Here is a 14470-nt window from a genome sequence, read left to right as displayed (position 1 = left end):
ACCGTGTAGAATAATTGCCTATATGGAAAAATCACTTCTAAGGCTGATTCCATATAGACAAGCTAAATTTGTTTTTAGTATGCTTAAATTTGCTTTTTCTTAGCATACGACTTTTGTGTTTGAGCGCTTTGAGCGCACCCTTTCTACTGACAGTTGCCATAGATGACTTTTGGTTATTTGCCATATCATCGTTAGCATTGTCGGGGTCTTTGTTGATAGCCACACCGTTAGAATTATCATCATTGTCTTCTAAACTGACATTTGTTTCATTGCTATTCTTATCGCTATGGTCTTCTGAGGCGTCACCCTCTGTTTTAATAGTATTGTTTTCCATATGATGTTCAAGCTCAGCTTGATTGACAATCAGCTGCTGGGTTGGCAATGCATGTTCGACATCATATTTTGCGACTTGGTTTAATACATCAACGAATACCACGTTTTGCTTATCATAAAACTCCATCACATCATTGGCATTGATATATGCCTGTAGCTGAATGACATAGCAGTCTTGGCGTAGCTCTAAAATATTAACTTGATTCCACTCTTGGTTGGTCATCTCATGCTCTTTTAAAAACTCATCTAAGTCTTTGACCATTTTGAAGACCACATCGATATCCGCAGTACGCTTCAGATATAACTGATGAAAGAAGCGGAACATATCACGCGAGGTAAAGTTTTCAATCTGCATCGATGAAAAATCACCGTTTGGCACCGTGACAATGGTCCGTGTCAATGTGCGCACACGTGATGAGCGAATACCGATGTCAATAACAGTACCTTCATAAGTGCCAAATTTGCAATAATCACCGATACGTACTGGTGAATCCGCGACGACTACGACACTACCAACAAGGTTTTCAATGGTCTTTTGTGCACCAAGTGCCAATGCCAAACCACCCACACCCAGTGCAGCAATACCTGTGGTTAAGTCAAAACCCAAATTACCAAAAATGACAATGACCGCAAATATTAAGAGTAGCGCTTTGACGACTTTTCGGAGCAGTCCCAAGATTGAGACACGCTCAGTATAGTTTTTCTTATAGCTTAGGTTGACCGCTCGAGTAAATATGGCATCAATAACTCGTAATAGCAGCCAAGTTAGCGCAAGCCAAGAAGCAATATCAGTAAAGCGATTAACTGGTTCGCGCAGCGTGACGGACACGCCTGCATAGACCATCACTTCAGATAAGATCAGCGCCATAATGACCACAGAAAGCGGCAGTATCACTTTGTCAGGTAATGGCAAAGGCACGCCGCGCACACGAGGATAAACAATCCTCAATAGATGGTATAACAGCCATACTGCGATATAAGTGAGGACAAAGCTACTCACAATCATGGATAGCGCAGCGACCAAATCAGCCAGCTGATAACCAAAGAGCTTTTTGCCATCTAATGAATCCACCGTATAGCGCGATACCAAGGTCGGCTCTGAGTTTTCTATCACTTCCGGTATAGAACTCAGCGTCTCACTCGAGAACTGCCAATACTGCTCGTTCTCTTTAGAGACCACTCTTTCTAGTAACAACGACACACTTTTTTCACCGATGTTAATCACACCGACATTTTCTTGACTTGGTGGTAGTTGATCGGTGAGATTACCCTCAGGGGTATTACTGATTTGCAAATCAGGTTGGAATCGCCCACCCGCATCGAGCGCTTGTTTAAACTGACGTACGACAGTCGTTGGGTTATCGGACTTGGATAAATTTAGATAGTTACTTGCCAGCAAGTAGTCGTTTTCGCTCAGCGCACTGATAAAACCCTGTACAGTATGACGCGGCGTATCTCGCCCAAATGAATCAGGTAAAGGTGTAGTTACTGTCTCCTCACTACTATCACCACCAGCGCCAAGCGAACCAGCGTCAACAGCAAAAGCGGTTCTTGGCAACACAATACTTAATATCATCGCCAGCAAAAGCACTACGACCGCAAATGGTAGCTTAAGAGTAGATTTCGATGAAGGGGATGCGGTACTGGGAGTCAGATTATGCTGAGTAGACAAAACAAACCTCTTAACTTTATGAATGGCACAATGAAGAACACATAATATCGGCACTATGATAACAATTATTTATAACAGCAGTGCTTTTGATTATAGGTTTTTGTCGCTAACTGTGTGAGTCAGTTGTTTTTAGCGCTCTGTGCAATCTATTCCGCTTACTAAAAATGGTAGGCGTTAATAAAAAAGTAGCTTTCCAATAAATGAGTAGCATCTCATCATGAATTATATTCATCCTACCGTGAAGAAACATTAGGTTAAAGTGGTTTATAAAGGCGGAACTTTTGTAGATAATGAGCGCAGTTTTGCTTATATACTGTTTTTTGTAACTTTTGACACCTTTTACGTCTTAATAGTTATTTTTTATGTCTGTATTTTTTAATTTGATTATTTTGGAATCGATCATGTCTTTATCACGTTCATCTTCACGTACCTATCTTCGCCTAAGTATTTTAAGCGCACTTGGTTTATTTGCAGTCAACACAGCAATGGCGGCGACCCCTGAGATAATCAATACTAACGATAGCGAGATGCCCCAAGTTGAGCTTGACAAAATTGTCGTAACAGCCACACGTACGCCCACTAAAACCAGTAATGTGATTGCACAAACTCGCGTGATCGATAAGGAAGAGCTGCAGCGTTATCAGGATCAGACCGTGGTCGATGTATTAAAGAATCAGCCTAGTATTAATATCACACAAAGTGGCGGCATGGGCACAGCCAGTAATTTTTATATGCGCGGCTTTGATAGCAAGCAAGTCTTGGTGATTATCGATGGGATACGTTATGGCTCTATTTCTTTAGGTAGCCCATCTCTGAACTTGTTGGCCGCAGACCAAATCGACCGCATCGAAGTTTTGTATGGTGCGTCAGGCTCTAGCATCTACGGCTCTGACGCCATGGGCGGCGTTATCCAGATTTTTACCAAAGGCAATAACGTAGAGCAATCCAATGTTTCTACAACTGTGGGTTATGGTAGTAACAATCACTACCAAGTCGGCATCACAGGTCAACTGAAAAATGACAAGTCATCCTTGAGCTTGGGTGTCAGTCGTAACGAAACAGATGGCTTTAACGCCATTGCCAACTCTGACTCTTATGATTTCAACGCAGACGATGATGGCTTTAAATCTACCAATGCCAGCCTAGCATTGCAGCATAAACTATCAGACTCGCTAAGCGCGGGAATAAGTGCCTTGTATACCGACTCTACCACTGATATTGACTCAGCAGGCAACGCCTTTCCAAATGCCTATTCAGACCAAAAAAACGGCAGTGCCAATGCTTATCTTCAATACAAAACGCCTTTGACAGTCAGCAAGCTTAGCTACGGTCAAAGTATCGACAAATCGACTACTCATGACGCCAATTCTATTGATTATCAAAAAGGCAGTCAGTACGACACCACGCAAGAGCAAGCACGTTTAGAGACCAGTATCAACGCGCAACCTGGTACTGTGATTGTTGGCGCAGAATGGTTGTCACAACAGCTAGACGCCTCAGATGTTTTAGATTTTTCAGGTTATCCTGATCCAGCTGTGCAAACCCCTTATAACCCTGATGACAGAACGGTCAAAAGTGCCTTTGTTGGTTATCAGCTGGCAGACACTTATTATGACGTGCAAGCCAACTACCGCGTGGATGACAACTCGCAGTATGGTCATGAAAGCACCTACAATCTAGGCGCGGCGATACGCCCGTTGGCTGGCATGCGAATCGGTGCCAACTATGCGACCGGATTTCGCGCCCCGACATTCAATGACCTATACTATCCCGGTTATAGTAATCCTGACTTAAAGCCTGAAACCAGTAAAAATACTGAAGTATTTGTTGAATACGTAAATGATGCCCAAACCTCACGATTGACAGGCTATTACACCGATGCAGAAGACCTGATTTCTAGTGCAGCAAATATCAGTGAAGCGAAAATCAAGGGGTTGAGCCTGACCTCCGACTGGAATATGAATGCCTTTATATTTGGTCTCGGTTATGACTACTTGGATGCCAAAGACAAAACGGCAAATAGCGCAAGCTATAATCAACAGCTTGCCTATCGCCCTAAAAACAGCGGTATGGTTTATGTGGGCTATCAGCAACCAATGTTCGATGTTCGCCTCGAAGCCAAACATACCGATGATAGATTGACAGCGGAAAACAATAAACTTGATAGCTATACCCTGCTGAATTTGAGCGGCGCTGCTTATATCACTCCTAATCTTCGTGCCAACTTGCGGGTAGACAATATTACTGATGAGGATTATACCCTCGCCAGCCAATTCGGTAATGAATACGCCACAGAAGGCACCAGCTACTTCGGCTCACTTACCTACGATTGGTACTAATACTGACACAAAACTTAAATTGTAAACAAATCAAGGTCACCCAGCGGTGGCCTTTTTTTATGACGACAACACTTACGATTTTCCGCAGCCAATAGGTGACAATCACAGACTCATCTATTACAATAACGACCTCCGAGAGGTGTTGCGCCATAATGACGGATGGCGGTGTTTATGTTGAAGCACTTGCTATTCAACCCTTATGTTAGGCTCGGTTAACTGTTGGCTACCTATTCTTGGTCATCAACAGCGCAAACAACGGCACCTGCGTTTTTATTCTTTTTATCATTCGTTAACCACTGATAGGAGCATATTATGGACGCAGTGTCTACTACACCCTCTGCCCATACGATCGATCCCTCTTTTACTGACTATAAAGTCGCTGACATCAGCCTTGCTGATTATGGCCGCCGTGAAATTACCCTTGCCGAAGCTGAAATGCCTGCCCTAATGGGCTTGCGTCGTCGCTACGAAGCAGACCAGCCGCTAAAAGGCGCGAAAATCGCTGGCTGTATCCACATGACTATTCAGACTGCTGTCCTCATCGAGACACTAGTCGCACTAGGTGCGGAAGTCCGCTGGACCTCATGTAATATCTTTTCGACCCAAGACCATGCTGCTGCTGCGATTGCTGCTGCTGGCATCCCTGTTTATGCGTGGAAAGGCGAAACAGAAGAAGAGTACGAATGGTGCTTGCGTCAGCAAGTACACGTTGGCGGCGAAGCCTCAGGTCAGCTGTGGGATGCCAACTTAATCTTAGATGATGGCGGTGATTTGACTGCTTTGATTCATGATGAGTATGCTGAGCTTCTTGACAACATCCATGGTATCTCAGAAGAGACCACCACTGGTGTACACCGTTTGGTTGAGATGTTGAATAAAGGTACATTAAAGGTGCCTGCCATCAACGTCAACGATGCAGTTACCAAGTCTAAAAATGACAACAAATACGGTTGCCGTCATAGCTTAAACGATGCTATCAAACGTGCTACCGATATGTTCCTTGCTGGCCGCCGCGCTTTGGTTATCGGTTACGGCGATGTGGGCAAAGGCTCAACCCAAAGCCTACGCCAAGAAGGCATGATCGTCCGTGTCTCAGAAGTGGATCCTATCTGTGCCATGCAGGCATGTATGGATGGCTTCGAAGTATTATCACCATACATCGACGGTGACAACACTGGCAGCGCGGACAATATCAATAAACGCTTGCTTGAAGACACAGACTTGATCGTCACCACGACTGGCAACTATCACGTTTGTGACCGTCATATGCTAGCTGCCCTTAAGCCTGGTGCGGTTGTATGTAACATTGGTCACTTTGATACCGAGATTGATACTCAGTTTATGCGTGATAACTGGCGCTGGGTTGAGATCAAGCCACAGGTGCATCAAGTATTCCGCTCAGACGATGAAAACGATTATTTGATCTTGCTTGCTGAAGGTCGTCTAGTGAACTTAGGTAATGCTACTGGTCACCCATCACGCGTCATGGACGGCTCATTTGCCAACCAAGTATTGGCTCAAATGTATCTGTTCGAAGAAAAGTTCGCTGATCTGCCGACTGATGAGCGCTTTGATAACTTATACGTAAAAGTATTGCCTAAGAAGTTGGACGAAGAAGTGGCCGCTGCTATGGTTGCAGGCTTTAACGGTACATTGACTAAGCTGACCCAAAAGCAAGCTGAATATTTGGGTGTGCCTGTCGAAGGTCCATTCAAACCTGACACTTATAAATACTAAAAGGAGCCTGACTGTGAGTAAGCCTGCTTTCTCCTTTGAGTTCTTTCCTGCAAAAACTGAGCAAGGTCACGAAAAGCTTCTTAGCACTTATGATGAGCTAAATAAGTTGTCACCGGCGTATTTTTCGGTGACCTACGGTGCGGGCGGGTCAACTCGTAGCCGTACCTTAGACATCGTACAAGCACTAAGTGCGCGCAGTGAGACTGAAATTGCGCCGCATATGTCTTGTATCGGCGATGACAAAGCGCAAATCGCTGAGTTACTTGAGTTTTATAAAAGCCTAGGCATCAGACGTCTTGTCGCACTACGTGGCGATTTGCCATCCGGTCAGGTGGGTATGGGTGAGCTGCCATTTGCAGTAGATTTGGTCAAGTTCATTCGTGAGTACTCAGGCGATCACTTCCATATCGAAGTGGCGGCCTATCCTGAGATGCATCCACAAGCGCGTAGCTTTGAGTTTGATGTTGACAACTTGGTGAATAAGTACCGCGCTGGTGCCAATGCATCAATTACGCAGTTTTTCTACAATGCAGACAGCTATCTGTATTTGCGTGACACGTTAGAAAAACGCGGTATCGATACCATTGCCCAGCCATTGGTAGCTGGCATCATGCCGATCACCAACTCTAGTAACCTGATACGCTTTGCTGATAGCTGCGGCGCTGATATTCCGCGTTATGTGCGCAAGCAATTGGCGGATTTTGGCGATGACAGCAAATCTATTCGCGAGTTTGGTTTTGATGTGGTGTATCGCTTATGTGAGCGCTTAATGAGCGAAGGCGTGCCAGCCATGCATTTTTATAGCATGAACAAAGTTGAGCCAAATAAACGCTTGGTTGAAGCATTAGGACTTACTGTTTAATACTTGATAATCTTGATAATTAAACAAGTATATAATGAATTTATAACTAACTGGCGCTCTTCGGAGTGCCAGTTTTTTTATTGGAAAATTTTATCTACTGGACATTCATGTATCAAAAAACACATTTCATCTTAATGTATTTCTTAAATTTTTCTGACTATATGATAATGTCGTTTATCCGTTGAGCGCTGTTATCTGGCAGTAAGTATCATAAAAGGAATGCCTTTCGTGGCATCAAGTGATATTCTATTGGGTCAATAATAACCACTCACAATCAAATAATAGGAATAAGACCAAGTGCGACGTTTTTTTTATGCCATTAATAACGACAATATTGATGCTATGCCTTTACCTAAGTTGGGTGACCTACCTCTAGGGAGCCACGTTGAGTTGCCAGACAGCATCGTCCATCATTGGTGCCGAGTGCTGCGTGCAAATATCGGTGATCAAGGTATCTTGTTCGATGGATTTGGTGGTGAATATAAAGTAGAGCTAAAAGCAATCAGTAAAAAAAACGCGACGGCTACCCTCCTCACTCATCTAAAGGATGATCGTACGGCGCCTATTATTAGTAAAATCGGCTTAGTAATGAGTCGCGGCGAGCGTATGGATTATGCGGTACAAAAAGCAACCGAGCTTGGCGTCACGGCTATTCAACTGCTTAGTAGTCATCATGGCGAGGTCAATCTGAAACCTGCACAAATCGAGAAAAAACTGGCTCACTGGCAACAAGTCGCTATAGCAGCCTGCGAGCAATGCGGCCTGAATCGCCCACCTCTGATACTTGCCCCACTATCTATCAATGAATGGCTGAATCAACCTGCGTCTGATGCGTTGAATACAGCAACATTGGTCAGTCCTATCGTCTCTATACTCAGCCAAGACACTTATTATCAAGTGCTACGTAGCGCTGCAAATCTACGTATGCAGATGAGTGTGCCAGCAGCAGGACAACCTGCAAAACCCGAGAAACTGGCCTCAGTTCTCAAGCAAGAGTCTCCCTATATTGAACTATTGATTGGTCCTGAAGGAGGTCTCAGTGACGATGAATGTCAAAAAGCCGAATCTGTAGGTTTTATGCCTTGGCAAATTGGCAGTAGGGTATTACGTACAGAGACAGCACCCGTGGTTGCATTGACTACTTTACTCGCTTTGTATGGTTAAAATCAGTATTATTAATGAGATTTACTATCATTTATAGACACTTTAAAATAGAACTTTTGTTTTATACTCTGTAGAATCAAAAGTGATCTTAGTTTTAATTTAGTAAATTGAATCACAGTACTTATTTTTTATAAGCCTTTATTTTTTGTGAAACATTATTATGAGCAACTTTGACCCCATTCCAGTATCGATTAAACAGCGACTCATGGCCCAACTGTGTGAGCAGATCGAAGATGCTATTTTTGTGCTAGACAGTAATTTACGCTATCTATCTGTCAATGCCAGCTATGAGCTTATGATTGGCTATAAAGAATCCTTTTTGGTCGGTCGTCCACTCGGTATTTACGCGGCTGAATTTTTGTCAGAAGAAGAGCAGCTTATCCTAAAAGAGATTAAGGATAATTTAAGAGAGTCAGGTTTCTACAAGTTGGATTTTTCCATGGCCAATCGCTATGGTGAGACGATCGATTGCCAAATCACCTATCGTAAAATTTGTATCGACCAAACGGTGTTTCATGTAGGTATGCTACGTGACATGTCTGCCGTCGTTAAAGACAAAAAGCAGGTTGCTCATTTACTCAACTACGATCAACTCACTGGATTGCCCAATCGCAAAGTGTTTTTGAGTCAGGCCAGTGACGTTTTATTAGACACCTATCAAGAAGTTGTGATTGTACGTCTCAATATAGACCGCTATCGCAATCTGGCAAGCTTGCTGGGATCTGAGGGAATAAACACTTTAATACAGAAGTTTGTGAAACGTATCAAAGAGCTCCATTTAGAGCATTTACGCTGCTTTTCCCACTTTGGCGGGGATGACTTTGCGTTATTGTTTGAGTGTCAAGATGGCAATATGGTACGTCATCAATTAGATACGCTCATGCAGATGTGCGAGATACCCTTCACAATGAATGGAAACGCGGCCACAAATTCAAATATCTACTGCCATATTTCTGTAGGCGTCAGTTACTTTCCCAAAAATGATGCTCAGGTAACAGGACTGTTGAGCAAAGCAGAAAAAGCCTTACAGTATGTCAAACAACACGGCGGCGATGATATCCGTTGGTATGACAAAACGATTGAGGAAGCCACTTCAGGTAGCCTACAGTTAGAAGCCGATCTGAGAGCAGCATCGGCTGAAGGACAGTTCATACCGTATTATCAACCAAAATTCTTATTGGATACGGGGATTATCACAGGGTTTGAAGCCCTAGTTCGCTGGCAACATCCCACTCGCGGTCTACTAAAACCAAAACATTTTATCGATGCTATTTTGACCCATAAGCTCTCGTTTGAGCTGTTTTCACAGATGGCTAACAAGATTGCCAAGCAGTTATCTGAATGGCAACAGCAAGGGTTTTGTCAGCATATCTGCATCAATGCCGATGCGGCCGAATTTAGTCATCCTGAATTTTTTGACATGGTGAGCGGCCTATTGGTAGAGCACAATATTGCGGCGTGTCAGTTGCATATCGAAGTGACTGAATCCTCTTTGATTCAGCGCCATGATGATGTCAGAAAACAACTCAACTCTCTCAAAGAATTGGGCGTCCGTCTTGCCTTAGATGATTTTGGTACGGGCTATGCATCCTTGAGTTATCTGCAAGACTACCCCTTTGACTTTATCAAAATTGATAAAAGTTTTATCTCAAAAATTGATACCGACCGTACTCAGCATGCCATTGTAAAAGCCATTCTAGACTTGGCAGATGCTCTAAACATGCATGTGGTGGCAGAAGGTATAGAAACCGAACAGCAGCGCGATGTGTTGCTCGATATGGGCTGCAAAAACGGTCAAGGCTATTGGTTTGGCAAACCTGTGCCCGCTGATGTGGCCACTGAGATGCTGGTCAAACAGTATGCCACCGAATAGCTCTTGTTTTCTGGGTATCATAAAACCGCTTATTGGCGCCTTTGCCTCTAAAGCGGTTTTTCTTTATGTGAACGTTATTTTTATGATGAAAATTGGCTGATATAACTCTGAATCTTTGATCTGTCCTGTTGTATATCGGTCAATGTTTCATAGGGTTATTAATGATTCAGATTGAGGCCTAACGTTGATTGCACAATCGATGCAAGACAGGTTCATGACTTATCAGTGCTTTCACCAAACTTGTATAATCGCTAATGAAAGCCTATCTTTTATAGTGAATTTGTTAGAGCACATTTAATCTTTCTTTGACTCTGACAATCACCACTCTTTTCAACACTATTTTATGTAATCGATAGCATGGTTGACCTGCTTCACTGTTTATCATTTATTTAGATTTCCAGACTGGCTAGGTAAGAATAACGCACTAGAGGATAGTGCGACCATATGCTCATTGTTGGCTATGATCGGTTACATTCTAAAAAGGACAGGAAGTTATGCAATACAAAGCGCCCTTACGTGATATTCAGTTCGTGATGCATGAGCTACTCGATAGTGAAAGCCATTATAAAACATTACCAGCGTTCCAAGAAGCTGACCGCGAGCTAATGGACAGCCTATTTGAAATGGCGGCAAGCTTTGCCGAAAACGAGTTGTCACCACTGAATCAAAGCGGCGATGCAGAAGGCTGTAAGTTTGACAATGGTAAGGTCACCACGCCAAAAGGCTTTAAAGAAGCTTATAAGCAGTACTGTGAGCTTGGCTTCCCTGCTTTATCTGCTGAAGAAGAGTTTGGTGGTCAAAACATGCCGTTCTCACTATCAACGGTCATCAATGAGATGGTCGGTACGGCTAACTGGTCATTTTCTATGTATCCTGGCCTATCGCATGGCGCAATTCAAACCATCGAGCACCATGGCACTGATGAGCAAAAACAAACTTACCTAGAAAAAATGGTCACCGGCGAATGGTCAGGCACCATGTGCTTGACAGAAGCCCATGCGGGTTCTGACTTGGGTATTATCCGTACCAAAGCTGAGCCAAATGATGACGGTACTTATAGCATCACCGGTCAAAAAATCTTCATCTCAGCAGGCGAGCACGACCTCACCGACAACATCATTCATATCGTTCTAGCCCGTCTACCAGGCGCGCCTGCTGGCACCAAAGGCATCTCACTGTTTATCGTACCTAAAGTGTTGGTCAATGAAGACAACAGCCTTGGCGAAAACAACAACGTCGTCTGTGGCTCTATTGAGCACAAAATGGGTATCAAAGCGTCTGCGACTTGCGTGATGAACTTTGATGGTGCAAAAGGCTACTTGATTGGCCCAGAAAACCGCGGTTTACAGTGCATGTTTACCTTTATGAACGTCGCTCGTATCGGTACTGCTGTTCAAGGTTTGACCGCAGCAGAGTACGCGTTCCAAGGCTCATTGACTTACGCAAAAGACCGCCTAGCGATGCGCGCGCTATCAGGTGCCAAAGCGCCAGAAAAAGTCGCTGACCCAATCATCGTTCATCCAGCGGTTCGCAACATGCTGTTGACCGAAAAAGCCTTTGCCGAAGGTGGTCGTGCGCTGGTTTATTACCTCTCACACTTTGCCGATACCGTTGCCAAAGGCGAAGGCGATGACCTGAAGTTTGCTGACCAAATGCTGTCACTATTGACACCGATTGCTAAAGCATTCTTGACTGAAACGGGGCTCGAAGCTGCCAATCACGGCGTCCAAGTGTATGGTGGTCATGGCTTTATCAGTGAATGGGGCATGGAGCAAAACGTCCGTGATACCCGTATTGCTTGCCTATACGAAGGCACCACTGAGATCCAAGCTCTTGATCTTCTTGGACGTAAAGTGCTGGGCTCGCAAGGCAAACTGCTTGCAAACTTTGTCAAAATTATCCAGACGTTCTGCCAAGAGCACAAAGACAATGACGAGATGGGTCAGTTCATCCGCCCGCTTGCCAAACATGTCAAAGAATGGGGTGATCTAACATCACGTATTGGCATGCAAGCCACCGAAAACCCAGACGCTGTTGGCGCTGCCGCGGTTGATTACATGTACTTTAGTGGTTATGTAACTTTGGCTTATTTATGGGCGCGTATGGCATTGGTTGCTCAAACCGCTATTGCCGACGGCACTGGTGAAAAAGCATTCTATGATGCCAAGGTTAAAACGGCTCAGTTCTATTTCACTAAACTACTACCACGCACCACGACCTATGTACAGCGTATCAGCACAGGCGTTGAGCCATACATGAGCATGGATGTAGACCAGTTTGCTTTTTAATTAGCCCCAAATCCCTCTCATATCGTATTTTTATCGGCAACATACCAAGCTGTGTTGCCGATTTTTTTGGTATGGGTCTTACTATGCTGATTATGATCGTTGATAGCAACCAGTCGCGTGCTTTTTATAAGTAGTTGCTCTGTCCAAAACCTACTCAATGACTGCAATAGTGGCTGCTAACTTTTGGTGCACGCACAATTCACGAAGAAATACACCCGCCTACAAGCTTATTTGTTAAACTTTGAACATGAATCGCTAAGGTTACATCAAGAGAACAGTTGATAATCTTAACAACTCCAATTTTATCTATTTAAACCAAAGGAATGTTTATGGCTGTTTATAACGCCCCTCTTAATGACATGCGTTTTATATTAAATGATGTATTTAAAGCGCCACAATTTTGGCAAAATAACGAAAACCTAGCTCATGTCGATACCGAAACCGTCGATATGATTTTAGAAGAAATGGCAAAACTGTCAAAAAACGTTTTGTTGCCTATCAACCGTAGCGGTGACGAAGAAGGTGCAACCTTTGAGGGTGACGGCGTTGTTACTACGCCAACAGGTTTTAAAGACGCGTACAAACAGTATGCTGAATCAGGCTGGGTTGGCTTAAGCGGTAACGCTGAATACGGCGGTCAAGGCTTCCCGAAAATGGTTACCATGCTCACCGAAGAGATGGTTTTTACGGCCAACCAATCGTTTGCCCTATACCCTAACCTAACCGTCGGTGCAACGCTGTGTCTGAATGCCGCTGCCTCTGAAGAACAAAAACAGACTTACTTAGAAAAAATGTATAACGGTGAATGGTCTGGTACCATGTGCTTGACAGAGCCGCATGCGGGTACTGACCTCGGTATCATCAAAACCAAAGCCGTGCCAAACGATGATGGTAGCTATAATATCTCTGGTACCAAAATCTTTATCACTGGTGGTGAGCATGACCTCACTGACAATATCATTCATTTGGTATTGGCAAAAACCCCCAATGCGCCAGAAGGCTCAAAAGGCATTTCATTGTTTGTCGTGCCAAAATTCTTGGTCAATGAAGATGGTAGCTTGGGCGAGCGCAACACCTTGGCGGTTGGCTCTATCGAGCACAAAATGGGTATCAAAGCGTCTGCCACTTGCGTGATGAACTTTGATAACGCCAAAGGCTGGATGGTTGGCGCAGAAAACACCGGATTATCTTCTATGTTTATTATGATGAACTATGAGCGTGTGACCATGGGTCTGCAAGGTCTTGGTGGCTCTGAGCTGGCTTATCAAAACGCAGCATTATACGCCAATGACCGTGGTCAGGGTCGCAGTGACACTCAAATCCAAAGCCCAGAAAAACCTGCCGATGCCATCATCCACCATGCTGATGTGCGCCGCATGCTGCTAAATGCCAAAGCCAACACCGAAGCGTCACGCTGCTTTGCCATGTATGTCGCCAAAAACCTTGACGAAGAAAAGTTTAGTACTGACCCAGAGGCCGCTCAAGCCGCGGCGGCGCGCGTTGCCCTACTGACGCCAGTTGCCAAAGCCTTCTTAACCGACAAAGCACTAGAAGCCACGGTTGATTGCCAGCAAGTATTTGGCGGTCATGGTTATATCCGCGAATGGGGTATGGAGCAAATCGTTCGTGATACTCGTATTGCGCAGATTTATGAAGGCACCAACGGTATTCAGGCACTTGATCTGTTAGGCCGTAAAGTGGCAAAAAATAACGGCAAATATGTCACCCATTTCTTGGGTGAGATTCGTGATTTTGTTAACAATATGCAAGCGGATCATGGTATCAAACAAGCTACTTTAGATGCAGCGGATACGATTGAAGAGCTCACCACAACGGTGCTGAACAATATTGGCGAACGCAAAAACGAAATCAATGGCTGCGCGGTTGACTACATGCATGCGTTTGGCTACCTTGCTTACTCATACATGTTTGCGTTGATGGTCGAGGCCGCCAATGGCAAAGAGGGTGAGTTCTACACCAACAAAGCCAAGCTTGCTGATTATTTCGTTGGCCGTATCTTGCCACGTATCAATGCGCATGCACAGATGGTCAAAGCTGGTAGTGACCCGATGATGAACTTTGATCTTGACTACTTTGATGTACCAGCCAGCTAAATGCTCATTATGAAGACCCGATAAAACCATGAAAAAAGGACAGTTCAATGACTGTCCTTTTTTTTGGCAAAATAACTGCTAACAAAAT

At 44.2% G+C, this 14470-nt stretch carries 8 protein-coding genes; 7 read left to right on the top strand and 1 reads right to left on the bottom strand.

The window, feature by feature from the left end:
- Positions 1 to 37: 37 nt before the first annotated feature.
- A complete protein-coding gene (locus GYK50_RS06265) occupies positions 38 to 1909 on the bottom strand; it encodes a mechanosensitive ion channel family protein (RefSeq protein ID WP_420070486.1) in 1872 nt (623 codons plus the stop codon).
- Positions 1910 to 2406: 497 nt separating this feature from the next.
- Here GYK50_RS06265 and GYK50_RS06260 point away from each other — a divergent pair, with 497 nt between their 5' ends.
- From GYK50_RS06260 to GYK50_RS06230, 7 genes are all read left to right on the top strand, one after another.
- Entirely contained in the window at positions 2407 to 4344 is a 1938-nt protein-coding gene (locus GYK50_RS06260; protein ID WP_212564470.1) for a TonB-dependent receptor plug domain-containing protein, read from the top strand.
- Positions 4345 to 4656: 312 nt separating this feature from the next.
- Complete coding sequence (gene ahcY / locus GYK50_RS06255) at positions 4657 to 6081, top strand: adenosylhomocysteinase (RefSeq protein ID WP_212564469.1); 1425 nt, start codon at positions 4657 to 4659, stop codon at positions 6079 to 6081.
- A gap of 13 nt (positions 6082 to 6094) precedes the next feature.
- A complete protein-coding gene (gene metF / locus GYK50_RS06250) occupies positions 6095 to 6943 on the top strand; it encodes a methylenetetrahydrofolate reductase [NAD(P)H] (RefSeq protein ID WP_071001631.1) in 849 nt (282 codons plus the stop codon).
- A gap of 297 nt (positions 6944 to 7240) precedes the next feature.
- Positions 7241 to 8107, top strand: a complete 867-nt coding sequence (locus GYK50_RS06245; RefSeq protein WP_071001632.1) for a 16S rRNA (uracil(1498)-N(3))-methyltransferase — start codon at positions 7241 to 7243, stop codon at positions 8105 to 8107.
- 160 nt (positions 8108 to 8267) lie between these two features.
- The gene (locus GYK50_RS06240; protein WP_071001633.1) at positions 8268 to 9980 is read left to right on the top strand and encodes a putative bifunctional diguanylate cyclase/phosphodiesterase; all 1713 of its coding nucleotides are present in this window, start codon (positions 8268 to 8270) and stop codon (positions 9978 to 9980) included.
- Positions 9981 to 10474: 494 nt separating this feature from the next.
- The gene (locus tag GYK50_RS06235) at positions 10475 to 12268 is read left to right on the top strand and encodes an acyl-CoA dehydrogenase C-terminal domain-containing protein (protein ID WP_093070758.1); all 1794 of its coding nucleotides are present in this window, start codon (positions 10475 to 10477) and stop codon (positions 12266 to 12268) included.
- Between the two features lie 329 nt (positions 12269 to 12597).
- Positions 12598 to 14382 (top strand): acyl-CoA dehydrogenase C-terminal domain-containing protein, encoded by a 1785-nt coding sequence (locus GYK50_RS06230; RefSeq protein ID WP_212564468.1) that lies wholly within the window; start codon positions 12598 to 12600, stop codon positions 14380 to 14382.
- Positions 14383 to 14470: the final 88 nt, after the last annotated feature.

The sequence above is a fragment of the Psychrobacter pacificensis genome (assembly GCF_018336615.1).
Taxonomy (GTDB): domain Bacteria; phylum Pseudomonadota; class Gammaproteobacteria; order Pseudomonadales; family Moraxellaceae; genus Psychrobacter; species Psychrobacter pacificensis.
The sequence above is the reverse complement of the archived record's forward strand: the minus strand, read 5'-3'. Positions and strand labels throughout refer to the sequence as shown.

Coding starts and splice junctions, on each gene's coding strand:
- GYK50_RS06265 (WP_420070486.1), bottom strand. CDS start 1,909: ATGATATTAAGTATTGTGTTGCCAAGAACCGCTTTTGCTGTTGACGCT.
- GYK50_RS06260 (WP_212564470.1), top strand. CDS start 2,407: ATGTCTTTATCACGTTCATCTTCACGTACCTATCTTCGCCTAAGTATT.
- ahcY (WP_212564469.1), top strand. CDS start 4,657: ATGGACGCAGTGTCTACTACACCCTCTGCCCATACGATCGATCCCTCT.
- GYK50_RS06240 (WP_071001633.1), top strand. CDS start 8,268: ATGAGCAACTTTGACCCCATTCCAGTATCGATTAAACAGCGACTCATG.
- GYK50_RS06235 (WP_093070758.1), top strand. CDS start 10,475: ATGCAATACAAAGCGCCCTTACGTGATATTCAGTTCGTGATGCATGAG.
- GYK50_RS06230 (WP_212564468.1), top strand. CDS start 12,598: ATGGCTGTTTATAACGCCCCTCTTAATGACATGCGTTTTATATTAAAT.